General features: G+C 71.3%; 25 protein-coding genes. 14 read left to right on the top strand and 11 right to left on the bottom strand.

What is annotated here, in order from left to right; translation table 11 throughout:
* Positions 1-9 precede the first annotated feature (9 nt).
* On the bottom strand, positions 10-849 hold the full coding sequence (locus ACGFYN_RS25585; protein WP_393868191.1) for a class I SAM-dependent methyltransferase: 840 nt from the start codon (positions 847-849) through the stop codon (positions 10-12).
* Between the two features lie 379 nt (positions 850-1228).
* Between ACGFYN_RS25585 and rpsA the strand changes: the two genes are divergently transcribed.
* The 4 genes from rpsA to ACGFYN_RS25565 all read left to right on the top strand — a co-directional run bounded on the left by rpsA (position 1229) and on the right by ACGFYN_RS25565 (position 5030).
* Positions 1229-2737, top strand: coding sequence for a 30S ribosomal protein S1 (gene rpsA, locus ACGFYN_RS25580; protein ID WP_393868181.1), 1509 nt, complete (start codon positions 1229-1231; stop codon positions 2735-2737).
* A gap of 247 nt (positions 2738-2984) precedes the next feature.
* Positions 2985-3923 carry a PAC2 family protein gene (locus ACGFYN_RS25575; protein ID WP_393868180.1) on the top strand — a complete coding sequence of 313 codons (939 nt, stop codon included), beginning with the start codon at positions 2985-2987 and terminating at the stop codon, positions 3921-3923.
* Positions 3924-3968: 45 nt separating this feature from the next.
* Positions 3969-4568 carry a dephospho-CoA kinase gene (coaE, locus tag ACGFYN_RS25570; protein ID WP_393868179.1) on the top strand — a complete coding sequence of 200 codons (600 nt, stop codon included), beginning with the start codon at positions 3969-3971 and terminating at the stop codon, positions 4566-4568.
* An 81-nt stretch (positions 4569-4649) separates the two neighbouring features.
* Positions 4650-5030, top strand: coding sequence for a tetratricopeptide repeat protein (locus ACGFYN_RS25565; protein WP_393868178.1), 381 nt, complete (start codon positions 4650-4652; stop codon positions 5028-5030).
* A gap of 12 nt (positions 5031-5042) precedes the next feature.
* Here ACGFYN_RS25565 and ACGFYN_RS25560 read toward each other — a convergent pair whose 3' ends face one another.
* Positions 5043-5318, bottom strand: coding sequence for a DUF6343 family protein (locus ACGFYN_RS25560; RefSeq protein ID WP_393868177.1), 276 nt, complete (start codon positions 5316-5318; stop codon positions 5043-5045).
* 69 nt (positions 5319-5387) lie between these two features.
* Here ACGFYN_RS25560 and ACGFYN_RS25555 point away from each other — a divergent pair, with 69 nt between their 5' ends.
* Positions 5388-6287: an acyltransferase domain-containing protein gene (locus ACGFYN_RS25555; RefSeq protein ID WP_393868176.1), complete on the top strand. Its 900-nt coding sequence runs from the start codon at positions 5388-5390 to the stop codon at positions 6285-6287.
* Positions 6288-6456: 169 nt separating this feature from the next.
* A complete protein-coding gene (locus ACGFYN_RS25550; RefSeq protein ID WP_393868175.1) occupies positions 6457-6903 on the top strand; it encodes a DoxX family protein in 447 nt (148 codons plus the stop codon).
* A 76-nt stretch (positions 6904-6979) separates the two neighbouring features.
* On the opposite strand, the gene ACGFYN_RS25545 is transcribed toward ACGFYN_RS25550, so the two are convergent.
* Positions 6980-7507, bottom strand: coding sequence for an RNA-binding S4 domain-containing protein (locus ACGFYN_RS25545; protein ID WP_393868174.1), 528 nt, complete (start codon positions 7505-7507; stop codon positions 6980-6982).
* Between the two features lie 86 nt (positions 7508-7593).
* On the opposite strand from ACGFYN_RS25545, the gene ACGFYN_RS25540 reads away from it, so the two are divergent.
* Together ACGFYN_RS25540 and pip are read left to right on the top strand one after the other, a co-directional pair.
* Positions 7594-8286, top strand: coding sequence for a uracil-DNA glycosylase (locus ACGFYN_RS25540; protein ID WP_393868173.1), 693 nt, complete (start codon positions 7594-7596; stop codon positions 8284-8286).
* Between the two features lie 37 nt (positions 8287-8323).
* Positions 8324-9295 carry a prolyl aminopeptidase gene (gene pip / locus ACGFYN_RS25535; protein WP_393868172.1) on the top strand — a complete coding sequence of 324 codons (972 nt, stop codon included), beginning with the start codon at positions 8324-8326 and terminating at the stop codon, positions 9293-9295.
* Here the strand turns inward: pip and ACGFYN_RS25530 are convergent.
* The 5 genes from ACGFYN_RS25530 to ACGFYN_RS25510 all read right to left on the bottom strand — a co-directional run bounded on the left by ACGFYN_RS25530 (position 9279) and on the right by ACGFYN_RS25510 (position 14501).
* Positions 9279-10235 carry a hypothetical protein gene (locus tag ACGFYN_RS25530; RefSeq protein WP_393868171.1) on the bottom strand — a complete coding sequence of 319 codons (957 nt, stop codon included), beginning with the start codon at positions 10233-10235 and terminating at the stop codon, positions 9279-9281. The genes pip and ACGFYN_RS25530 overlap by 17 nt on opposite strands.
* Positions 10232-10492, bottom strand: a complete 261-nt coding sequence (locus ACGFYN_RS25525) for a hypothetical protein (RefSeq protein WP_393868170.1) — start codon at positions 10490-10492, stop codon at positions 10232-10234. The genes ACGFYN_RS25530 and ACGFYN_RS25525 overlap by 4 nt, the downstream gene beginning before the upstream one ends.
* 55 nt (positions 10493-10547) lie before the next feature.
* A complete protein-coding gene (locus ACGFYN_RS25520) occupies positions 10548-12818 on the bottom strand; it encodes a CHAT domain-containing protein (protein ID WP_393868169.1) in 2271 nt (756 codons plus the stop codon).
* Positions 12815-13723, bottom strand: a complete 909-nt coding sequence (locus tag ACGFYN_RS25515) for a hypothetical protein (protein WP_393868168.1) — start codon at positions 13721-13723, stop codon at positions 12815-12817. The genes ACGFYN_RS25520 and ACGFYN_RS25515 overlap by 4 nt, the downstream gene beginning before the upstream one ends.
* Positions 13724-13790: 67 nt before the next feature.
* Positions 13791-14501, bottom strand: a complete 711-nt coding sequence (locus ACGFYN_RS25510; protein WP_393868167.1) for an FCD domain-containing protein — start codon at positions 14499-14501, stop codon at positions 13791-13793.
* 143 nt (positions 14502-14644) lie between these two features.
* Between ACGFYN_RS25510 and ACGFYN_RS25505 the strand changes: the two genes are divergently transcribed.
* The 4 genes from ACGFYN_RS25505 (at position 14645) to acs (ending at position 19679) form a co-directional block, all read left to right on the top strand.
* The gene (locus tag ACGFYN_RS25505; protein WP_393868166.1) at positions 14645-16099 is read left to right on the top strand and encodes an NCS1 family nucleobase:cation symporter-1; all 1455 of its coding nucleotides are present in this window, start codon (positions 14645-14647) and stop codon (positions 16097-16099) included.
* A 5-nt stretch (positions 16100-16104) separates the two neighbouring features.
* Entirely contained in the window at positions 16105-16833 is a 729-nt protein-coding gene (locus ACGFYN_RS25500) for an aspartate/glutamate racemase family protein (protein WP_393868165.1), read from the top strand.
* A 213-nt stretch (positions 16834-17046) separates the two neighbouring features.
* Positions 17047-17697 (top strand): acetate uptake transporter, encoded by a 651-nt coding sequence (locus ACGFYN_RS25495; protein ID WP_393868164.1) that lies wholly within the window; start codon positions 17047-17049, stop codon positions 17695-17697.
* Positions 17694-19679 carry an acetate--CoA ligase gene (gene acs, locus ACGFYN_RS25490; protein ID WP_393868163.1) on the top strand — a complete coding sequence of 662 codons (1986 nt, stop codon included), beginning with the start codon at positions 17694-17696 and terminating at the stop codon, positions 19677-19679. The genes ACGFYN_RS25495 and acs overlap by 4 nt, the downstream gene beginning before the upstream one ends.
* 30 nt (positions 19680-19709) lie before the next feature.
* Here the strand turns inward: acs and ACGFYN_RS25485 are convergent, their stop codons facing one another.
* The 3 genes from ACGFYN_RS25485 to ACGFYN_RS25475 are packed head-to-tail and all read right to left on the bottom strand — an operon-like array spanning position 19710 to position 21280.
* Positions 19710-20198: a GNAT family N-acetyltransferase gene (locus ACGFYN_RS25485; RefSeq protein WP_393868162.1), complete on the bottom strand. Its 489-nt coding sequence runs from the start codon at positions 20196-20198 to the stop codon at positions 19710-19712.
* A gap of 57 nt (positions 20199-20255) precedes the next feature.
* A complete protein-coding gene (locus ACGFYN_RS25480; RefSeq protein WP_393868161.1) occupies positions 20256-20849 on the bottom strand; it encodes a gamma carbonic anhydrase family protein in 594 nt (197 codons plus the stop codon).
* Positions 20849-21280, bottom strand: coding sequence for a RidA family protein (locus tag ACGFYN_RS25475; protein WP_393868160.1), 432 nt, complete (start codon positions 21278-21280; stop codon positions 20849-20851). Before ACGFYN_RS25475 ends, ACGFYN_RS25480 begins: the two co-directional genes overlap by 1 nt.
* 127 nt (positions 21281-21407) lie before the next feature.
* Between ACGFYN_RS25475 and ACGFYN_RS25470 the strand changes: the two genes are divergently transcribed.
* Together ACGFYN_RS25470 and ACGFYN_RS25465 are read left to right on the top strand one after the other, a co-directional pair.
* Entirely contained in the window at positions 21408-22217 is an 810-nt protein-coding gene (locus tag ACGFYN_RS25470) for a nucleotidyltransferase domain-containing protein (protein ID WP_393868159.1), read from the top strand.
* 41 nt (positions 22218-22258) lie between these two features.
* Positions 22259-22990 (top strand): hypothetical protein, encoded by a 732-nt coding sequence (locus ACGFYN_RS25465; protein WP_393868158.1) that lies wholly within the window; start codon positions 22259-22261, stop codon positions 22988-22990.
* Positions 22991-23464: the final 474 nt, after the last annotated feature.

The following is a 23464-nucleotide window of genomic DNA, read 5'->3' as shown; positions in this document are numbered from 1 at the left end:
GTCTCTCCCTCAGCCTCCGGCCGGGGGTGCCTCCGTCTCGCTTCGCTCGCACACGAAGACGGCCGTCCCGGGGATCAGGTTTCCGCGCAGCGGCGACCAGCCGCCCCACTCCGAGGTGTTCCAGGCCGGCCACTCCGGCTCGACCAGGTCCACCAGCCTGAGGCCCGCCGCGACGACGTCGCGGACCCGGTCGCCGATCGTCCGGTGGTGCTCGACGTAGACCGCGCGGCCCTGGTCGTCCTCCTCGACGTACGGGGTCCGGTCGAAGTACGAGGCCGAGACGCTCAGCCCCTCCGGTCCGGGCTCGTCCGGGAAGGCCCAGCGGATCGGATGGGTCACCGAGAAGACCAGGCGGCCACCCGGACGGAGCACCCGGTGCACCTCTTTCAGGACCAGCACCGGATCGGCGACGAACGGCAGCGCACCGTAAGCCGAGCACACCAGGTCGAAGGAGCCGTCCGCGAACGGCAGCGCGCCCGCGTCGGCGCACACCAGCGGGAACGGAGCGCCGATGCGCAGCGCGTGCTGGAGCTGGCGGTGCGAGATGTCCAGCGCGACCGGGCGGGCACCCTGACCGGCCAGCCAGCGCGCGCACTGGGCGGCGCCGGCGCCGATCTCCAGGACGTCCTTGCCCTTCAGCTCCTCCGGCGGGCCGAGCAGCTCCGCCTCCACCTCGTCGAGGCCCTCGGGGCCCCACACGAAGCGGTCGTCGCCGAGGAACGTGCCGTGCTCGACCTGGTACTCGTCCGCGTTCCTGTCCCACCAGCCCCGGTTGGCCCGGGAGCTTTCCGCGACGCCGGCCGTGCGGCGGGTCGCTTCGGGTTCGAAGGCTTCGGCCTCTTGGATGATCGGCTCCCTCGTCGTACTCTTCCGTCACCTTCGCGGTGGCGTCGCCCCTCCGGCGGTGTCACGGAAGGGGTCTGCCGGACCCCGCGTGGCCTCCGGAGACAGTTCTTGTGCCGGGTATGGGGCGATCCGCCCCGGGTGTGCGCGTTCGTGCGTTGACCCTGTCCGGCTGCCCCCGTATGCTACAAGTTGCGCTGCGGGCCTGCGCACCTCAGACGTAGCAGGCTGCGCTCGCATCTGTTGTATGTCCCCTCGGTTTTCGAGGCGCCACCACCAGAATCTGGTGGGGCGCTTCCTTGGCTGTCCGGCTTCTTCAGGGCGATACGGGCTCCCGGCGTAGCAGTACCTACGACTCACCGTCCGTACCGGAGCCCTTTCCCACATGACGAGCAGCACCGAGACCACCGCCACCACCCCGCAGGTTGCGGTCAACGACATCGGTAACGAGGAAGCCTTCCTCGCCGCTATCGACGAGACGATCAAGTACTTCAACGATGGTGACATCGTCGACGGCGTCATCGTCAAGGTTGACCGGGACGAGGTTCTCCTCGACATCGGTTACAAGACCGAAGGTGTCATCCCGAGCCGCGAGCTCTCGATCAAGCACGACGTCGACCCCAACGAGGTCGTCGCCGTCGGTGACGAGATCGAAGCCCTTGTTCTCCAGAAGGAGGACAAGGAAGGCCGCCTGATCCTCTCGAAGAAGCGCGCCCAGTACGAGCGCGCCTGGGGCACCATCGAGAAGATCAAGGAAGAGGACGGCATCGTCACCGGTACCGTCATCGAGGTCGTCAAGGGTGGTCTCATCCTCGACATCGGCCTCCGTGGCTTCCTGCCGGCCTCCCTCGTCGAGATGCGCCGCGTCCGCGACCTCCAGCCCTACGTGGGCAAGGAGCTCGAGGCCAAGATCATCGAGCTGGACAAGAACCGCAACAACGTGGTCCTGTCCCGCCGTGCCTGGCTGGAGCAGACCCAGTCCGAGGTCCGCCAGACGTTCCTCACGACCCTCCAGAAGGGTCAGGTCCGTTCCGGTGTGGTCTCCTCGATCGTCAACTTCGGTGCCTTCGTGGACCTGGGTGGCGTCGACGGTCTGGTCCACGTCTCCGAGCTGTCCTGGAAGCACATCGACCACCCCTCCGAGGTCGTCGAGGTCGGCCAGGAGGTCACGGTCGAGGTCCTCGACGTCGACATGGACCGCGAGCGCGTCTCCCTGTCGCTGAAGGCGACCCAGGAAGACCCGTGGCAGCAGTTCGCCCGCACCCACCAGATCGGCCAGGTCGTGCCCGGCAAGGTCACGAAGCTGGTTCCGTTCGGTGCGTTCGTCCGCGTGGACGAGGGCATCGAGGGTCTGGTGCACATCTCCGAGCTGGCCGAGCGCCACGTGGAGATCCCGGAGCAGGTCGTCCAGGTCAACGACGAGATCTTCGTCAAGGTCATCGACATCGACCTCGAGCGCCGTCGCATCAGCCTCTCGCTGAAGCAGGCCAACGAGGCCTTCGGTGCCGACCCGGCGACGGTCGAGTTCGACCCGACCCTGTACGGCATGGCCGCGTCGTACGACGACCAGGGCAACTACATCTACCCCGAGGGCTTCGACCCCGAGACCAACGACTGGCTCGAGGGCTTCGAGTCCCAGCGTGAGGTGTGGGAGAACCAGTACGCCGAGGCGCAGACCCGCTTCGAGCAGCACCAGCAGCAGGTCATCAAGTCCCGCGAGGCCGACGCCGCTGCTGCGGCCGAGGGCGGCGACGCTGCGGGTGCGGCTCCGGCCGCGTCCGGTGGTGGCGGGGGCGGTTCGTACTCCTCCGAGGGTGCGGACAACTCCGGCGCGCTGGCGTCGGACGAGGCGCTTGCCGCGCTGCGGGAGAAGCTCGCCGGCGGCCAGAGCTGAACGCTCACCGCTGAGGCTTAGCCGATAGCTGAGGGGCCGTACCTTTCGGGGTGCGGCCCCTCAGTGCTGCCCGGCCGTCGTTCGGCTGCGGGTCGGATGTGGCTGGTCGCGCGGTTCCCCGCGCCCCTCAAACCTGTGCCGCTCTGTTTTTAAAAGAGCCTGAGAGACGGCTGATCAGGGGCGTGGGCGGGAATGAGCCTGCTCCAGGTCGTGTTGAGACGTACGGACACGAGGAGGAGCGGTCACAGTGCTTGATCCGCAGGGTTTGTACGCATGGGAGCCGAAGGGCCTCGCTGTTGTCGACATGGCGCTCGCCCAGGAGTCGGCCGGTCTTGTCATGCTCTACCACTTCGACGGATACATCGACGCGGGCGAGACCGGCGACCAGATCGTCGACCGGGTCCTCGACTCGCTGCCCCACCAGGTCGTCGCCCGCTTCGACCACGACCGGCTCGTGGACTACCGCGCCCGCCGGCCGCTGCTGACCTTCCAGCACGACCGGTGGACCGACTACGAGGACCCGGCCATCGACGTCCGGCTCGTCCAGGACGCCACCGGAGCGCCCTTCCTGCTGCTGTCCGGGCCCGAGCCCGACGTGGAGTGGGAGAGGTTCGCCGCCGCCGTCCAGCAGATCGTGGAGCGGCTCGGCGTGCGGCTGTCCGTGAACTTCCACGGCATCCCCATGGGCGTCCCGCACACCCGCCCCGTGGGCCTGACCCCGCACGGCAACCGCACCGACCTGGTCCCGGGCCACACCAGCCCCTTCGACGAGGCGCAAGTCCCCGGCAGCGCCGAGTCGCTGGTCGAGTACCGCCTGATGGAGGCCGGGCACGACGTCCTCGGCGTTGCCGCGCACGTGCCGCACTACATCGCGCGGTCCACCTACCCGGACGCCGCCCTGACCGTCCTGGAGGCCATCACGGCGGCCACCGGACTGGTGCTCCCCGCCATCGCGCACTCCCTGCGCACCGACGCGCATCGCACGCAGACGGAGATCGACCGGCAGATCCAGGAGGGTGACGAGGAGCTCACCGCGCTCGTCTCGGGCCTGGAGAACCAGTACGACGCCGTCGCGGGCGCCGAGAGCCGCGGCAACATGCTCGCCGAGCCCGTCGACATCCCGTCGGCGGACGAGATCGGCCTCGAGTTCGAGCGCTTCCTGGCGGAACGCGAGGGGGACAACTGACCTCCGGCGGTCCTGCCGCCGGAGCCAGGCCCTAGGCTTCCGGTCATGCTGAAGGTGGGCCTGACCGGCGGAATCGGCGCCGGCAAGAGCGAAGTGTCACGGCTGCTCGTCGAGTGCGGTGCGGTGCTGATCGACGCCGACCGCATCGCGCGCGAGGTGGTCGAGCCCGGGACGGCCGGGCTGGCCGCGATCGTGGACGCCTTCGGGGCGGAGGTGCTCGGCGCCGACGGCGGCCTGGACCGGCCGAAGCTCGGCTCGATCGTCTTCGCCGACCCAGAAAAGCTGGCCGTCCTGAACTCGATCGTGCACCCCCTGGTGGGCGAGCGGTCCCGCGAGCTGGAGACGGCGGCCGCCGAGGACGCGGTCGTCGTCCACGACGTACCGCTCCTGACGGAGAACGGCCTGGCTCCGCTGTACGACCTCGTGATCGTCGTCGACGCCCGCCCCGAGACCCAGCTCGATCGTCTCGTCCGGCTGCGCGGTATGACCGAGGAGGACGCCCGCGCGCGTATGGCCGCCCAGGCGACGCGCGAGAAGCGCCGGGAGATCGCGGACGTCGTCATCGACAACGACGTGCCGCTGGCAGAACTCCAGGGCAGGGTGAGGGAGGTCTGGGCGGAGCTGGTGCGCAGGGCGCGGGCGTAGCGCCGGTGGTGTCACGGCCGCCACAGGAATAGCGGTCCTGGCAAGGGCGTTGAACCCTGTCAGTAAGGGAAGGACTGTGCCGTGCCCGACACCAGCGGTTCGACCGGACGTACTCCGGAGACGCATGTCATCGACTTCCGTGCCGCCGAGCAGCTGCTCAACGCACGGGACCCGCGGGGCGCGGTGAAGTTGCTCGACGGAGTCATCGCCGCACACCCGGAGAACACCGCCGCCCGGCTGCTGCGCGCCCGTGCCTTCTTCGCCGCCGCACAACTGCGGCCCGCCGAGCTGGAGTTCACGATCGTGCTGGAGCGCGAGCCGGACAACGCCTTCGCGCACTTCGCGCTGGCCCGGACCTTCGAGCGCCGGGGCGAACCCGACCAGGCCAAGCGCCACTTCAGACTGGCGGCCGCGCTGGACCCCAATCCTCAGTACCTGAAGGCGGCACGCTTCGAGTCGTGAGGCGTGCGCCCGCTAGCGGAGCCGGCTCTCCGGCGGCTGGTACGGCGGGATGTCCCGGCCCGGCTGGTAGTGCGGGCCCTGGCGGATGTGCCGGAGGATGACGGTCATGTCGACGGTGATCACCAGCCACAGCACACCGCAGGCGGCCGCCCATCCGGGGCGTCCCGCCAGCGCGAAGGCCGCCGTGCCGAAGACCGCCCACAGCAGCCCCCACACGCTCAGCCAGAACCGCGCCCGCAGTGCACTGCGCGCGGTCGTCGGCTCACTGCCCGTACGCATCAGGATCATCGCTCCTCTTTGCAACGTACTCTTCGGGACGGACGTTCACCAAGGACAAGGGGACTAGGGGGTCGCCGCGTGCTGCCGGATGCCGATGAGCTCGCCGAGGTGCTGCTGGACCTCGCCGTACCGCACGAGGACATCAACGCGCTCGTGCGGATGGGCCGACGCGTGACCGACGACCCGGAACTGCTGCGGTTCCTCGAGGCCTCGGTGGACGAGCTCGTCCGCGGCATGGGGGAGGTCGGCGGCGCGGTGGACCTGCCCCAGCTCGACTGGGCGTCGGGACCGCTGCAGCGCTGCTTCCCCGTGTACGTGTTCGTCGCCGCGCTGCCGTACACGCGCGCGTACCACCGCGCGCGGGGCATCCCGGACGACGTCTCCCGGCGCACCCTCGCCGACCTGGGACGGAACATGGCCGTGCACCGGCGGCGGCACGGCCGGGCGGGCGTACAGGCGCCGTGGTGGCTCACCCGCCACTTCCGGGGCGAGCTGTACCAGCTGGGACGGCTGCAGTTCGAGCGGACGCGGCCCGGGCAGCGCACCTCGCGGACGCTCACGGCGGCCGGCCTGGACATGTCGGACGGAGCGCTCTGCCTCAACCTCCACATCCCGGACCATCTCGGCCCGCTGTCGCCGGCGGCGTGCGAGCGCTCGCTGGCGCTGGCCGCGGACTTCTTCGCGCGGCACCATCCCGAGGAGAAGTTCCGGGCCGCGCTCTGCCACTCCTGGCTGCTGGACGCGCAGTTGAAGGAGTACCTGCCCGCCGGCTCCAACATCGTGCGGTTCCAGGACCGCTTCCGGATCGCCCGCGAGGAGCGGGAACAGGCCGACACCGAGCCGGTGCAATTCGTCTTCGGCGACCCGGAGTTGCCCATCGAGACCCTGCCGCGGCGCACGGCGGTGGAACGGGCGGTCGGGGACCATCTGCGGGCGGGCCGGCACTGGTACATCGGACACGGATGGTTCCCGCTCTAGGACGGCGTGCTCGGTGGTTCCCCGCTCCGGGACGGCGTGCTCGGTGGTTCCCCGCTCCGGGACGGCGTGCACGAAATTCCGCCCGGCGGCGATGAGTTCCTCGGCGAGGGCCGGTCTACCCCTGTGACAGCAAGACGCACCGCTTCCACCGCTTCCACAGGAGAACCCCATGTCCCAGACCACCGCTCGCGTCGCCTCCACCCCGGTCATCGCCGAGTCCGCGACCGCCCGCGGCCGCCGCGCCCGGATCGCCCTGCGCACCGTGCAGGTGCTGATCGCCCTCTTCTACGGCATCGCGAGCGCCCTGCCCAAGCTGATCGGCAACCAGTACGCCGTCGACGCCTTCGACAAGATCGGCTGGGGCAGCGCGGGCATGTACACCATCGGCGCGCTCGAACTGGCCGGTGGCGTGGCCCTGTTGATCCCGGTGCTGCAGTCCGTCGCCGCGATCGCGCTCAGCGCGCTCATGGTGGGCGCGTGCGTCGTCCAGATGACCGTCTTCGGCGGCGACAACGCGGCGACCCCGCTGATCCTCATCGTGCCGCTCGCCCTGATCGCCTGGGCCCGCCGGGGCTCCAATGCCGATCTGCTGCGGCTGGTGCGACGACGGTCGTGAACCACCACCACGACGCTTCCACGGCGGTGGCGCCCGGCGGACCTGAGAGGTCCGGGCCGGACGCCACCGCCGTTTGTCAGTGTCCGCCGGTGCCCTTCGGGGTGCCGCTGCCGCCCATCAGGCCCCGCAGGCGCTCCAGCTCACGGCGGTCGCGCTTGGTCGGGCGGCCCGCGCCGCGGTCGCGGATGCCCGCCGGGGCGAAGGCCTCGCGGGGCGGCGGGGGAGGAGAGTTGTCGACGTAGCAGGCGGCCGCCACAGGGGCGCCGACGCGCTTGCGGATCAGGCGCTTGACGATCACCACCCGCTCGTGGCCCTCGTGCCTCAGGCGCACCTCGTCGCCGATGCGGACGACGTGGGAGGGCTTCACGTTCTGGCCGTTCACCCGCACATGCCCGCCCTTGCAGGCCGTGGCGCCGAGCGAGCGGGTCTTGATCAGGCGTACGGCCCAGATCCAGCTGTCGATCCGCACACTCCCGCCGTCCGCCGGGCCGGCCGCCTCGGCGGCGGCGATCGCGGCGGCGACCTTCGGGTCGACGGCGGGCTCGGCCGTCTTCGCCTCGGCGGTGCCCTGCCCGCTCTTCTCCTCGTCACCTTCGGAAGCCATGCCTTCGACCTTAGCCGTCCCTCGCGGGTGGGCCCGGCGGTTTTCCGCCCGCATCCTGCCCGCTCACGCCCGCGTACCGTTGACGCATGGACAGCCTGGCCGATCTCGACAACCGCGTCTCCGGATGCTTCGCCTGTCCCCGGCTCGTGGAGTGGCGCGAGGAGGTCGGCCGGACCAGGCGCGCGGCCTTCCAGGACTGGACGTACTGGGCGCGGCCGGTGCCCGGCTTCGGGCCCGGCGACGCGTCGCTGCTGATCATCGGCCTCGCTCCCGCCGCCCACGGCGGCAACCGCACCGGCCGCATGTTCACCGGCGACCGCTCCGGAGACGTGCTGTACCAGGCGCTCTACGACGTGGGGCTGGCGAACCGGCCCACCGCGGTGAGCAGGGACGACGGGCTGGCCCTGCACGGCGTGCGCATCACCTCGCCCGTGCACTGCGCCCCGCCCGAGAACAAGCCCACACCGGGGGAGCGGGACACCTGCCGGCCCTGGCTGGTGCAGGAACTGACCATCCTGCGGCCGGCCCTGCGCGCGGTCGTGGTGCTCGGCGCCTTCGGCTGGCAGGCCGCGCTGCCCGCGTTCGCCGAGGCGGGCTGGACGGTGCCCCGGCCGCGTCCCGCCTTCGCGCACGGCACGCGCGTGCCGCTCGACGGCCTCGACCTCTTCGGCTGCTTCCACGTGAGCCAGCGCAACACCTTCACCGGCAAACTCACCCCCGAGATGCTGCGGGACGTGCTGCGCACGGCGGGGGAGGCGGCGGGGCTGCCGGTGAAATGAGGGGCTACGGTGGCCGTATCAGAGTTACGGTCGCCGGATGCCCCTCTATCCGGAGATCGAGCCCTACGACCACGGCATGCTCGACGTCGGCGACGGCAACCGCGTGTACTGGGAGGCCTGCGGGAACCCGGACGGCAAGCCCGCGCTCGTGCTGCACGGCGGGCCCGGATCCGGCTGCTCGCCCTACTTCCGGCGCCTGTTCGACCCCGCCGCCTACCGGATCGTGCTGCTCGACCAGCGCGGCTGCGGGCGCTCCACGCCGCACGCGAGCGCGTACGACACGGACATGAGCGTCAACACGATCTCTCATGTCATCGCCGATCTGGAGCTGCTGCGGCGGCACCTGGGGATCGGGCGCTGGCTGGTGTGGGGTGTGTCGTGGGGCTCGGCGCTGGGGTTGCGGTACGCGCAGACGCATCCGGGGTCGGTGTCCGAGCTGGTGCTGACCGGCGTCGCCACCGGCTCCGACCCCGAAGTGGCGTTGCTGACCAGGGGACTTGGACGGATCTTCCCGGAAGCCTTCGAGAGGTTCCGCGGTGAGCTGCCCGTCGGCGCACGCGAGGGGAACCTGGCCCTCGCGTACAACCGGCTGATCGAGCCGCCCGATCCCGGGGTCCGGGCGCGGGCGGCGCGGGCCTGGACCGACTGGGAGACGGCGACGATCCCCGCGCCGCCGAGGTCGGTCGAGCGGTACGAGGACGAGACGTTCCGCATGGGCTTCGCCCGCACCGTCACCCACTACTGGGGCAACGACCACTTCCTGGGCGAGGGCAACGACGAAGGCGTCGTCCTGCGCGACGCACCCCGGCTGAAGGGCATCCCGGGCACCCTCGTCCAGGGCAGCCTCGACTTCGGCAACCTCCTCGGCACCGTCTGGCGGCTCCACCACGCCTGGCCCGGAAGCGAGTTGGTGGTCGTGGACGACGTCGGGCACACCCTGGGGGCACCCGGCATGGAGGAGGCGCTGGTCGCGGCGACCGACAAGTACGCGCTCAGCGCCCGCCGTTGACCCCGGAGCCCGTCGGCAGCGGCAGGTTGCGCAGATAGAACTGGGCGAGATCGTCCCAGGTCCGGCGCTCCGCAGCGGGGCCGGCCCCGACGTCGAGCCCCAGGTGGCGCGGCAGTTCATGGCGGTGGAGGTCGAAGGTGACGGCGACCTCCTGGCCGTAGGCGGTCGCCGCCTGCAGAGACGCGCGGTAGGCGCCCCACGCCGGCAGCCAGGCCAGGAGCGTGAGCGCGGTCAGCGGTTCCGGGCCGCCGGTGGCCAGCAGGGCGAGGGGCCAGACCGTACCGAAGGCGATGGCCAGGCCGAGCAGGGTGACCGTGGAGTCGAGGGCGGTGCGCGCGGCGGCGACCCGGGCGGTGGCCTCCGCAGGAACCAGCGGCACGAGCCGGGGCCAGATGACCACCGCGTCGATCCCGTACCGTTCCAGCGGGTAGAACTCGGCGGCGCGCAGCCGGTTTCCGAGGGCCGTGGGCAGACAGCCGTCGGCCAGGCGCGGCCGGGGCGGGTAGGCCGTCAGCAGATGAGTGGCCAGGGCGGAGGCCCTGAGATGAGCCCCCGCCGTGTGCAGTTCGGCCACCTGCCGCCACAGCGCCTCGGCCCGGCGCAGGTGCCGTGCGGTGCGGCGCTCGCGCAGGCCGCGCAGCAGCGCCGTCCGCGGCCAGTAGCCCTCCAGGAGCTTCAGGAACGGCAGATGGAACAGGGCCAGCAGATAGGCCGCTGCGACCAGGCCGAGCAGGACGCACAGGGCCGCGAGCAGCTGTCCGGACGCGCTGTAGCGCTGCCAGGCCCTGAGGGCGTCGCCCGGTGTGCTGCCGGAGGCGGCGAGGGCGACACCGCCCGAGGCGCCCGCGGCGACGAGCACGGGCAGCAGAACGGCGAGCAGGAAGCGGGAGCCGAGGACGCGTTCGGCGGTGCCGAGTCCGACTTCGAGGAGAGTGTTCACCCGGCCGACCGGACCATCCGGTCGCCGTGGCTGCAGCGGGGCGGGGACAGCGGGTCGTAGTAGTCGACGACCTGCTCCTCGCCGTGTTCGTCGCAGCGGAAGAGCAGCGTGGTGAGGGGCTGACCGGGCAGGTTCGACGACGCCCAGGCGTCCCGGTCCGGCGTGAGGTCCTGCGCCGCGACGTCCCCCGGAGGCCGCTCCTGCGATGTGTCCGGTGCCGTATCGGGGGACTCCTGGTGGTCTTCGGCCTCGCTCATCGCCGGGCGCTCCTCGTTCGGTGGTGATTCGGTGGTGCCTGCTCTTCCACGGACGTCACAGCCCGCCCAGCACGGCGAACGCGCCCCACAGCCCCGGATGGGCGAACCGCGGGTCCGCCAGGAGGGCCAGCTGGGCGCTGCGCACCGCCGCGCCCACCTCCCGGCCGGGCCGGGCGAGTTCGGCGTAGAGGACGGAGTTGAAGGCGAGCGCGGCGTCGTCGCGGACGGGCCACGGCGGTGCCACGACGATGTCCGTCCCGGCCGCCAGGAACGAGGCGGCGAGTCCCTCGCCCTCGCCACCGAGGTGGCGGCGTTCCGCACCGGCCCGGCAGCCGCTGAGGTTGACCAGCCGGGGCGCGGCGCCGGCGGTGGCGACCTCGAAGGCGAACAGCGGCCGGTCGGCGAGCAGGATGCGGGCCATGTTCGGGTGCTCGGCGGCGAAGGCCGCGTGCCCGGCGAGATGCAGCACGTCGCATGACTCGACGGCCGCCAGGACCGCCGTGGCGGTGGCCCGTTCGTCGTGCAGCGCGCCGGCCGCGGGAAAGGCCGTGCGTACGGCCTCGGCCTCGGTGCGCAGCATCGTGAGCGGGGGCAGCAGCTCGTACGCGGGGCGCCCGACCGCGGCGACGAGGGCGCGTGGCGGCCCAGGTCGGTGAGGCCGTGCGGACCGTGATCCCGCTCCCGCTCCCGCACCCGCCCCTGCTCCCGCCGACGCGAGCAGCCCGAGCGACGGAAGCGACCGTACCTCGGCGTGGCGCACCAGGGGTCTGCCGTTGAACGGGGCCGCGTGGAACGGGAAGTCGGCGAGCGGTCCCTGAGCCGTGACGAACACGCGCGACGCGCCGGCCAGGAGGTCGGCCACGGGTGCCAGGAGGGCATGGCCGAGCCGGTGCACGGTCGCCGGCTCGGTACGGCGCAGGCACTCCTGGAGTGCGAGCGTCACCAGCTTCTCCAGCTGATCGGCGGGCAGTTCGGCCTTCCGCGACACGACGGTTCCCTCCGTGACCGCGAGGACGACGAGCTCGTTCTCCGACGACCGGGCGTAGGCCAGGGCGAGTTCGCCGGGACCGACGGCCCGGGGGATCGCCCGGGTCAGGTCCGCGACGGTCAGCGGGGTCCGTGCCCCGTCGTCGTGCATGCCGTGCAGGAGCGAGTCCCGGGCTTCCAGGAGGATGCGCGCGCGGTCGTCGTGCACGCTCAGCATCCCGGCGTCGCCCGCCACCGCGGCCCGCGTGGCCCGGAGCGCGAGCGCACGGATCTCCTGGTCCAGGGGGTGCAGCGCCGCCGGCGCGGGCCCCTCGGGACGCCGCGGCCGGCGGCCGGTCATCGCGGCGAGCAGGCCGGCGGCGAGGTCCGGGCGGCCGATGTGCAGCGCGGCGCCGGTCGCCTTGCCGAAGAGCTCGACGCTGTTCTCCAGATAGTGGGTACGCACGGGCAGGGAGGCCGTGCCGACGTTGGCGAAGCGGGCGTCGACCGCGTCGACCAGCGCCTCGACCGCTTCCGCGTTTCTTTCCTGAAGAAGCCGTAACTCGCCGGTGGTGGCGAGGAGTTCGTACCGGTCCGTGCCGCCGCCAGGATCCCCACGCCAGTCGTCGAGCGCGGACTGAGCCTCGTCGAGGAACCCGATCCGCATCAGGGCCCGTACGCGCCGGAAGTGCAGCGTCGCGGTGATGTGGGTGTGCCCCAGGGCCGGCTGCCCGGCCGATTCGGCGTGGGTGAGGCCGCGGCCGATCCGCTGCCCGGCCTCGGCGTGCAGCAGCGACTGCTCGTACAGCCCGATCGAGCCCATGACGAGGGCGAGCCGGGCGTGGGCGGCGCGCAGTCCGTGCCGGTCGCCCTCCTCCTCGAGCAGCGCGCGGCCCCGTTCGTACGCCGTCAGGGCGTCCGGGTTCCTGCGGCAGCGCTCCAGTGCCCGGCCCAACTCCAGGTAGGCGCGCCCCTCGTGGCGGCGCAGCCCCTTGCCGCGGAAGGTGCCGAGGGCGGTCAGGGCGAGTCGCAGATGGCGCCTGGAGTCGGCGTCGGCGCGCTGGGGGTTGCCGCCGAGCGCGGCCAGCACCTGCGCCCCGAACGCCGGGCTCGGCCCGTACCGGCCGAGGGGGTCCACGGCTTCCCAGGCCGCGGCGAAGACCAGGTCGAAGCTCATGGTCGCCCCCACGCCCAGGTCGTGCAGGAAGCTCATCGGGATCAGGAACACCGGCTCCACCATGAACGGCAGGGTCAGCGAGTCCTCTCCCAGGTGCAGCGTCACGAACTCGTCCTCGCCGACGTCCGCGCTCGCGAAGAACTCGTCGAAGACCGTCCGCCTCTCCCGTGCTTCGCCGCTCATCGGGCACCCCCGCGTCGCTCCAGGTACCCGGCGGCCGCCTGCGCCAGCTCGGCCTGCTCCGCGGCGTCGGTCAGTCTCAGGAAGGCGGCGAGCGCCTGCCACAGGTCCGGGTCGGTCTCCAGCCACATCACGTCGAACAGCGCGAGGTCGCGGAGCGCGGCGAAGTCCCCTGCCGCGAGGGCCGCCTGGCGTGCGGGGCGCCGTGCCGTCAGTTCCGCCTCGGTCGGCATCTCCTCGTCCACCAGGCGGCGCAGCAGCTCCTTGCACAGGCCCGTGGGGTCGCCCGGCCAGTCCGGCACGGCCAGCAGCGCGGCCACCTGGTCGCGGCGGCCCAGGAAGACGGCCCGCCGGGCCAGGGCGAGCACCCGCAGCAGATGCTCGCCCGCCCCGGCCGGCGCGGGCGAGCGTACGACGACGGAGAACGCCAGCTCGGGACGTTCGAGGCGGTCGTAGCAGTGGGCGAGCACCTCGGCGGCGAACCCGATCAGGGGGTCCTCGGGGCGGAGCGCCACCACCTGGGCGGCCTCCGCGGCGAGTTGGCCGGGCGGCACGTCCGTCACCATGCCGTACAGGGCGGCCGTGGCGGCCAGGTGCGTCACATGCTCGCGCAGGGCCTCCTCCACGGCGCGCCCGTCACCGGTGTCGCCGCCCGCGATCCCGAACTCGGCCGCGCGCAGCCAGCGCACGCCCCGCTCCGCCTCCCGGCGCAGCAACTCCCGTGCCTCGTCCGGCGGGAGACGTGCCGCCTCGTCACGGACGGCGGTGGTGCTGAGCCGCAGACTCTGCTCGACGGGCTCGCCGACACCGTCGGCGAGCGCCTCGGCGAGCAGCGTCTCCAGCATCAGGGACTCGGCCTCGTACCCGTTCTCACCGCGAATCCCGGAACCGTCCGGCTCATCCCCCATGCAGGCAGCGTACCCGCGAACTCCGGTGTGAAGACGTGCAGTTGCGAACCCCCGCAGCGGACGCGGCTTAGGCCTGCGCGGGCTCCCCGGGCTCCCCGGGCTTCCCGGGCTTCCCGGGCTCCCCGGGCTCGCCGAACAGGTGGCGCACGGTGGACCGGTAGTTGGTCCGCACATGGGCCAGCGCCTGCGCACGGGCGCGTTCCGGGTCGCCGGACGCGATCGCCTCGTACAACTCGCGGTGCTCCACGAGGAGGTGGGGCCACTCCTCGTTGCGCCGGGTCATCCATCGCAGCCGGCCGGCCACCGGCTCCAGGGCCTCCGTCAGCAGGCCGTTGCCCGCCATCGCCATGATGCGGTCGTGCAGCCGGCTGTTGACGTCCGTGATCGCCTCGGCGTCCCCCGCCTCGGTCGCGGCGGCCGCGAGGCCGAGCAGCTTCTCGGCCTCGGCCAGATCCTCCGGCCTCGCACGCGAGGCGGCGAGCCCGGCGGCGTAGACCTCCAGGGCCTCGCGCAGTTCGAAGAGCTCCTGGACGTCCTGCCGGGTGAGACGGCGCACGACCGCGCGGCGTGGTGTCTCGAAGTGGACGAAGCCCTCCGCGACCAGGGCGCGGACCGCCTCGCGGACCGGCACCCGGGAGACGCCGAAGCGGTCGGCCAGTTCCCGCTCGACCAGTCTGTCGCCGGGGCGGAGGGTGCCGGAGATGATCTCCTGCCGCAGGCCGGCCAGCACACGCTCGCGGATCGCGCCCAGGGGTTCGATCTTCGTCATGGAGCTCATGAACCCATTTTCCCCGACGCGGTGCAGGTTTTACGGGGCGGTAACGAGAACGACTTCGGTCCGAGTGCTTGACGAGGGGACCATGCCGCTGTTTGGTATACCAAACGGCTGCCGTCCTCCGTCCGCCCGCCCCTGGAGGCCCCGTGTCCCTCGCCGATCGCGCCGCAGCCACCGGCGCCCCAGCCTTCACACCCCACCCACGCCTCATCAACGAAGACCTGGCACCCGCGAAACAGCGGAACTGGAAGGTCTTCGACCTCTTCGCCATGTGGATGTCCGACGTCCACAACCTCGGCAACTACACGTTCGCCGCCGGCCTGCTCGTCCTCGGCATGAACGTCTGGCAGGTCTTCACCTCGCTGCTCGCCGGCTTCGTGCTGATCTACGTCGGCATGAACTGGATGGGCCGGATCGGCCAGCGCCACGGCGTGCCCTTCCCGGTCGTCAGCCGGATCAGCTTCGGCATCTGGGGCGCCAACATCCCGGCCCTGATCCGGGCCGTGATCGCCATCATGTGGTACGGCATCCAGACCTATCTGGCCTCCGTCGCCGTCAACGTGATGCTGCTGGCGGCCTGGCCCGGCCTGAAGACCTGGACCGAGCACTCCTTCCTGGGGCTCGACGCCCTCGGCTGGGTGTCGTTCCTGTCGCTGTGGCTGATCCAGGCGGCGATCATCAGCCGCGGCATGGAGTCCGTGCGCAAGTTCCAGGACTTCTGCGGCCCCGCGATCTGGCTGGTGATGATCGCGCTGGCCCTGTGGGTGCTGTCCAAGGCCGACTGGAGCATCTCGCTCACCTCCACCCCGCACCCGGTCTCGACCGGCGAGCAGTGGCGGCAGTGGTTCGGCGCGATCGGGCTGATCCTCGCCACGTACGGCACGCTGATGCTGAACTTCTGCGACTTCTCCCGCTTCGCCCCGGACTACCGCACCGTGCGCCGCGGCAACTTCTGGGGCCTGCCCGTCAACTCCACGGCGTTCGTGGTCGTTTCGGTGATCGTCACGGCCGGCTCGCTGGAGGTGTTCGGCGAAGCGATCACGGATCCCGCGGAGTTGGTGGCGAAGATCGGCAACACCTGGGTGCTCGTCGTGTCCGCGTTCACGTTCGCCGTCGCCACCATGGGCGTCAACATCGTCGCCAACTTCGTCTCGCCGGCGTACGACCTGGCCAACGTGTGGCCGCAGAAGATCAGCTTCAAGGTCGGCGGCATGATCAGCACGGTGGCGGCCCTGGTCGTGACCCCGTGGAACCTGTTCTCCAACCCCACGGTCGTCAACTACTTCCTCGGCGGCCTCGGCGCCTTCCTGGGCCCGCTGTTCGGCGTGATCATGGTCGACTACTACCTGATCAAGCGCGGCAAGGTCGACGTGGAGCAGCTGTTCTCCGGCGCTCCCGGCGGCCGCTACCACTACCGCAAGGGCGTCAACCCGCTTGCCCTGTGCGCCTTCCTGCCGGCCGCCGCGGTCGCCGCGGTGCTCGCCCTGGTGAAGACGTTCAGCGACGTGGCGCCGTACTCATGGTTCGTCGGTACGGCACTGGGGGCGGGCCTGTACCTGTTCCTGGGCCGCCGCGGCGAACGCACCGCACAGGAGGTCTGACGGACGTGCGGATCGTCGTCACCAACTGCAACACCACGCAGGAGATGACCGAGGAGATCGTGCAGGGTGCCCGGGCCGCCGCAGGCCCGGGCACCACCGTCCTCGGACTGACCCCCGCGTGGGGTCCGGAGTCGGCGGAGGGCTGGCTCGACAGCTATCTCTCGGCAGCCGCGGTCATCGACCTGCTGCGGACCTACGAGGGGCCCTCGTACGACGCCGTCGTGATGGCGGGGTTCGGGGAGCACGGGCGCGAGGGCGTGAGGGAGTTGACGGACGTGCCGGTGGTCGACATCACCGAGGCCGCCGCGCATCTGGCCTGTCTGCTCGGGCGCCGCTACGGGGTCGTGACGACGCTGGAGCGCTCGTGCGGCCAGATCGAGGACAGCCTGGAGCTGGCGGGGGTGGCACGCAACTGCGCCGCCGTCGTCGGGACCGGCCTCGGTGTGCTCGACCTCGGCGACACCGACCGCACGGAGGCCGCGTTCCTGACCGCCGCCGAGCGGGCGCGGGAGGCCGGGGCCGAGGTCCTGGTGCTGGGGTGCGCCGGGATGACGGGGCTCCAGCAGGTGGTGGGCCAGAAGCTCGGGCTGCCGGTGGTCGACGGGGTCGGAGCGGCCGTGAAGCTGACGGAGTCGCTGGTCACGCTGGGTCTGACGACCAGCCGGGCGGGCGGCTACGCCAAGCCGGTGCCCAAGCGGCGGGTGTGGGGGCGCGGGGGCACCGGCTCGCCCTGAGGCCGGTGCGCCGCGGTGGAATAGAGACTTCCGGACGGGGAACCCGGTGGCGCGGATCCAGTGGGCCCGCCGGCCCGCAGCGCGGGTCACGGACCGTTCGTCGCACTGTCGGCACCGTTCGCCGATGCCGGCAGTGACCGCGGCGCCCGTGGAGTGGGTGGTGCCTACAATGGGTCTACATCCTTGTGATCTGAGTCACAGGAGGAGGCGTAAATGAGCACCCCAACCACCGAAACCGGAACCATCGCCGACCCTGGCCCGCTCGGCCTCGCCGGCTTCGCCATGACGACCTTCGTCCTCAGCGTCTTCAACGCCAACCTCATCACCGACCAGAAGCTGGCCGCCGTCGTCCTGCCGCTCGCCCTCTTCTACGGCGGGCTCGCCCAACTCCTCGCGGGAATGTGGGAGTTCCGCAAGGGCAACACGTTCGGAGCCACCGCCTTCTGTTCCTTCGGCGCCTTCTGGCTGGCGTACGCCGCCTACGCGAAGTTCGTCGTGCCCGGCCTGCCCGTCTCCACGGCGCACCAGGCGACCGGCCTGTTCCTGCTGGCGTGGGCGGTCTTCACGGTCTACATGACCGTCGCCGCGACCCGGACCACGGGCGCCATCCTGGCCGTGTTCGCCACCCTGTCGGCCACGTTCATCGTCCTGTGCATCGCCGAGTTCGCGCAGTCGCCCGGCACCACCAAGGCCGGCGGCTGGATCGGCCTGGTCACCGCCGCGTGCGCCTGGTACGCGTCCTTCGCCGGTGTCACGAACTCCACCTACCAGCGCCCCGTGGTGCCGGTCTTCCCGAACATCGGTGAGCACCTCCGGTCGCACCGCGGCCACCACGGCGGCCCTGTCGCCGGAGTCCACGCATGACCGACACCGGTGGCGGAACACTCTCCAATCTGCTGCACGAGGAGCGGCGGTTCCCGCCGCCCCCCGAACTGGCCGAGACGGCCAACGCCACCGCGGCGGACTACGAACGGGCCGGCACCGACCGCCTCGCCTTCTGGGCCGAGGCGGCCGGCCGGCTGGACTGGGCGCGGCCCTGGGACGAGGTCCTGGACTGGAGCCGCGCCCCGTTCGCCCGGTGGTTCACGGGCGGCCGCCTCAACGCGGCGTACAACTGCCTGGACCGGCATGTCGCCGCCGGTCACGGCGACCGGGTCGCCTTCCACTGGGAGGGCGAGCCGGGTGACACCCGCACCCTCACCTACGCCGAGCTGACGGCGGACGTCTGCCGGGCCGCGAACGCCCTTGAGTCGCTCGGCGTCGGCACCGGCGACCGGGTGGCGATCTACATGCCGATGATCCCGGAGACGGTGGTGGCGATGCTGGCCTGCGCCCGCATCGGCGCCCCGCACACCGTGGTCTTCGGCGGCTTCTCCGCCGAGGCGCTGCGCGGCCGGATCCTCGACTGCGACGCGCATGTCGTGATCACCGCGGACGGCGGCTACCGCAGGGGCAACCCCTCGGCGCTGAAACCGGCCGTCGACGAGGCAGTGCGGGAGTGCCCCGACGTGCGCAGCGTGCTGGTGGTCCGCCGCACAGGGCAGGAGGTCGAGTGGACCGACGGCCGCGACGTGTGGTGGCACGACGCCGTGGACGGGCAGTCGGCCGAGCACGAGGCGCAGGCGTTCGACAGCGAACACCCGCTGTACATCATGTACACCTCCGGCACGACCGCCCGCCCGAAGGGCATCCTGCACACCACCGGCGGCTATCTCACCCAGGTCGCCTGGTCGCACTGGGCGGTGTTCGACGTCAAGCCCGAGCGGGACGTGTTCTGGACGGCGGCGGACATCGGCTGGGTCACCGGCCACTCGTACATCGTCTACGGGCCACTGGCCAACGGCGTCACCTCCGTCCTCTACGAGGGGACGCCGGACACCCCGCACAAGGGCCGCTGGTGGGAGATCGTCGAGAAGTACCGGGTGACGATCCTCTACTGCGCCCCGACCGCGATCCGCACCTTCATGAAGTGGGGCGGCGGCTTCCCGGCCGACTTCGACCTGTCCTCGCTGCGCGTCCTCGGCTCGGTCGGTGAGCCGATCAACCCGGAGGCGTGGGTCTGGTACCGCAAGCACATCGGCTCCGACCGCTGCCCGGTGGTGGACACCTGGTGGCAGACGGAGACCGGGGCCCAGATGATCAGCCCGCTGCCCGGGGTGAGCATCTGCAAGCCCGGCTCGGCCCTGCGCCCGCTGCCCGGCATCGCGGCGGACGTCGTCGACGACACGGGCAAGCCGGTCCCCGACGGCGCCGGCGGCTATCTGGTCCTGACCGAACCGTGGCCCGGGATGCTGCGCACCATCTGGGGCGACGAGCAGCGGTACGTCGACACCTACTGGTCGCGCTTCCCGGGGACGTACTTCGCCGGGGACGGCGCGAAGAAGGACGAGGACGGAGACATCTGGCTGCTCGGCCGGGTCGACGACGTCATGAACGTCGCCGGCCACCGCATCTCCACCACGGAGGTCGAATCGGCCCTGGTCTCCCACCCGTCGGTCGCGGAGGCCGCCGTGGTCGGCGCGACCGACGCCACGACCGGGCAGGGCGTCGTGGCCTTCGTCATCCTGCGCGGTGACGCGGGGGAGACGGCCGCCGGCCCGGAGGAGAGGGCGGCGCAGCTGCGCGCCCATGTCGCCAAGGAGATCGGCCCGATCGCCAGGCCCCGGCAGATCCTGGTCGTCGCCGAACTCCCCAAGACCCGCTCCGGCAAGATCATGCGCCGCCTGCTGCGCGACGTGGCCGAGAACCGGGCCCTGGGCGACGTGACGACGCTGACCGACTCGTCCGTGATGGACGAGATCCGGGACCGGCTGCCCACGGCCGGGGGTGGCGGGGAGGAGGAGTAGCGGAGGTACGCATACCGGGTACGGCTCGGCTCAGGGGCGCCACTCGTAGCGCACGTCCGGTTCGTGCTCCTCGTTCCCGCTGCCGTCCGTGTACCTGACGGCGACGAAGCCGTGCCGCTCGTAGAACCGGTGGGCGGGCTTGTTGATCTGGAAGGTCCAGAGACCGAGCCCGCCTGGGTTGCGATCCTTGGCGAGCGCGACGAACCGGTCGCCGAGGCCGCGTCCGCGCCAGTCGGGACGAAGATAGAGCTGGGAGAGCTCGCCGGCGTTGAGGACCATCACCCCGACGATGCCGCCCCCGGCCCCGGCGTCCGCGACCCACGTCTCCCGCAGTGGCACCACGACCTCCCGGAAGTGGTGCCGTACGTCGTCGTCGGTCCGCGGCCGCACGATCGTGGGCAGCGCGGCGGCGAAGGAACGCAGCCAGACGTCGGCCGCGGCGGGGGCGTCCGGGGCGGTGGCCCGGCGGAGGTTCACGGGGGAGGGGACGGAGGGCTGCGCAGGGACTTCGGTGGACAAGGGCGGTTCCCGTCGGTCGTCGAGGGATGGGTCGTCGAAAGGCCGGTCGTCGAGGGGTCAGTCGTCGAGCGTACGGTCGTTCAGGTGGGCGCCGTAGTAGTCGGCCTGGCGCGCCATGATGTCCCGCATGGAGGTGTCGCGGGCGACGCCGTAGACCGTGCCGGGGAAGTCCAACTCCTTCTGCACAGCCCATAGCCGGTCGTGGTCGCCGGGCGCGAACAGGCGGGCCGTCGGCGCCCCGGCCGCGATCCATCCGATGGGCAGGACGGTGCCGGGCGGCAGTACGGAGTTGGCGTGCAGCACGCTGTTGATCCGCAGCTCGCAGCCGGCGCCGGCGACGGCCCCGGGGAAGACCGAGGCCCCGGTCGCGGCGAAGACCTCGTCCTCGAGGGTCGCCCCGTTGATGTGGGCGTGCGGTCCGACCAGCACGGCGTCACCGATGACGGCGGGGTGCCCGGCCCGCCCGCGGATCACGGCGTTCTCCATGACGACGACGTCCGAGCCGACGTGCACCTGCCCGTCCTCGGCACTGAGCACGGCCCCGTGCAGCACCCGGGCCCGCTCGCCGAGGGTGACGGCACCGCAGAGCACCGCCGTGGGAGCGACGTACGCGGACTCGGGGACGACGGGACGCCGGCCTCTGTGCTCCATCAGCATGGGGCTCCTTGGGGGTCGTGGGAGATCTCGGGAATCACGGCGGTGGCGGTAATCTCCACCAACTGACCCGTGTACCCGAGACACGCGACCCCGATCAGCGTCGAGGAGTGCGGTCCGACGCCGAGCCCGGACGCCTCCACGACGTCCCAGACGGCGGACAGCACCGCGGTGTCACTGCCGACGACGTACACGTCCGTCGCCACGACATGCGCCAGGTCGCTGCCGACGGCCCGCAGCTGCTCCCCGAGATTCACCAGCACCTGCTCGGCCTGCCGCACGGCGTCCCCGTCACCGACCAGCTTCCCCTCGGCGTCGAGCGGAACGGAGCCGGCGAGGAAGGCGAGCCTGGCGCCGGCCTCGACCACGGAGGCGTGCGAGTAGCGGGGCGGCGGGAAGAGGGAGGGGACGGTGACGCGCCGGATCATGAGTCGGCTCCTTGGACGGGCGGCGGACGACTCAACGATGGTCGGCGGCGGTCACCGGGGGCGCATCCGATTTTCTCGTTCGAAAATGCGTGGCACCGACCATCGCGCGAGCGGCAGGCTGGCCGTCATGGCTGTGATGTACCGGGACGACCAGGAGTTCCTCGAGGCAGTCGCCGACCGCCTCGCCGCACTGCCCACGGTGGAAGCCGTCGCCCTCGGTGGTTCCCGCGCCCAGGGCACGCACAGGCCGGACAGCGACTGGGACATGGCCGTGTACTACCGCGGGCCCTTCGACCCCGCCGACCTGCGGGCCGTCGGCTGGGAGGGCGAGGTCTCGGACGTCGGCGGCTGGGGCGGCGGTGTCTTCAACGGGGGTGCTTGGCTGACTGTCGACGGGCGGCGGGTCGACGTGCACTACCGCGATCTCGACGTGGTGGAGCGGGAGTCGGCGGAGGCGGAGGAGGGGCGGTTCCGGGTCGAGCCGTTGCTGTTCCATCTAGCCGGGATCCCGAGCTACCTGGTGGTCGCCGAGCTGGCGATCAATCGGGTGCTTCGCGGGGAGGCGCCCCGTCCGGACGCGTATCCGGAGAAGCTGCGTGTCTCCGCCGCCGATCGCTGGCGCGGCACCGCCCACGCCACGCTCGCCTACGCGAAGGCCAACCACGCTCCCGCCGGGCGTCTCACGGAAGTCGCCGGAGCCCTTGCCACGGCTGCCGTGCAGACGGGACATGCCGTGCTGGCGGGACGCGGGGAATGGGTGACGAACGAGAAGAGGCTGCTGGAGCGGGCCGCCCTCCGAGAGGTCGACACCATCCTGGCAAGGCTCCGCCCGGACCCCGAGGCCCTGCTGCGGGCCGTCGCCGACGCGGAGAAGCTGTTCGCAGGCCGCCCCGACGATCCGGCCCTTCCCTGGCCGTGGCCCTTCCCCAGCGAATAACCCTTCGATCAGCGGCAGTTGTCGCTGCTAACGTCCCTGTCGTGGCGAAACTCAATCAGATCATCGCAGTGGAGAAGGGCATCAAGTCCAAGGCTCACCAGGACCTGACGGCCGCTCACCACGGGCTGCAGAAGCCCGCTTTGCTGGCCGGCATCTCGCGTACGTACCAGCCGAAGGACGAGGAGGGCGAGCAACTGCCGCCCGAGTCGACGCGGGTGCAGGTGAAGGCCGAGGACGTGCTGCGGGAGACCGCGGCGACCCTGACCCGGCTGTTCGACGTGACCGCCACCAAGGACTGGGCCAACTGCGCCGCCCGTGCGGATGTGAAGGTGGACGGGCGGGTGCTGGTTTCTGACGTACCCGTGTCCTATCTGCTGTTTCTGGAGAAGCAGCTTGTCGATCTCAACACCTTCGTGCGGAAGCTGCCCGTCCTCGACGCCTCCGAGTCGTGGGTGCAGGACCCGTCCACCGACGCATGGAAGACCGAGCCGGTGCGGACCCTCAGGACCAAGAAGGTGCCTCGCAACCATGTGAAGGCCGAGGCGACCGAGAAGCATCCCGCGCAGGTCGAGGTCTACTACGAGGACATCCCTGTCGGGTACTGGACCACCGTGAAGTTCTCCGGTGCTCTTCCTGCCCGTCGCATCAACGAACTCCTCGACCGCGTCGAGAAGTTGCAGCAGGCCGTGAAGTTCGCACGCGAGGAGGCGAACGGTACGGAGGTGGTCGACCAGCGGGTCGGTGACCCCGTGTTCGGCTACCTGTTCGGGTAGCCTTTGAGACTCCCCGGTCCTTCGGCCGGGGTGCGCGAAGAGCGCAAGCTGAAGCTGAAGCTTGTCGTGACTGAGCGGTTCCAGTGGAGGTTCGAGCCCTCCCCGCGGCATCAAGAGCAACTCCCTTGCCGCGGTAGCCCAATTGGCAGAGGCAGACCGCGATCAATCTCAGACTCTCGCTCCAGACTCAGTATTCGCCGTCGATCGCCGGATCGACCGGGTTCAGGCCCCAGGGCGTCGAAATGCTGGTTCAAGTCCAGTCCGCACAGCTCGATGTGCGGTGGTCCAAAGGCAGGACGCGACGACATCACGACTGACCTGAATCCTCAAGCGTGCCGGCGTGCGAGTGTGGACGGCATCACAGGGCCCGGGGGCAGGCTACGCCCCCGGGTCCGCTTACGTTCCACCTTGATTGCGTTCATAAAGAACGCGCCCCACCGCCCATCCGTCACATCCTCGAAATACAACCGTCCC

The organism is Streptomyces sp. NPDC048419, assembly GCF_043200415.1.
GTDB lineage: Bacteria > Actinomycetota > Actinomycetes > Streptomycetales > Streptomycetaceae > Streptomyces.
Note: the sequence above shows the minus strand (reverse complement) of the source record. Positions and strands in the feature narration are given on the sequence as shown.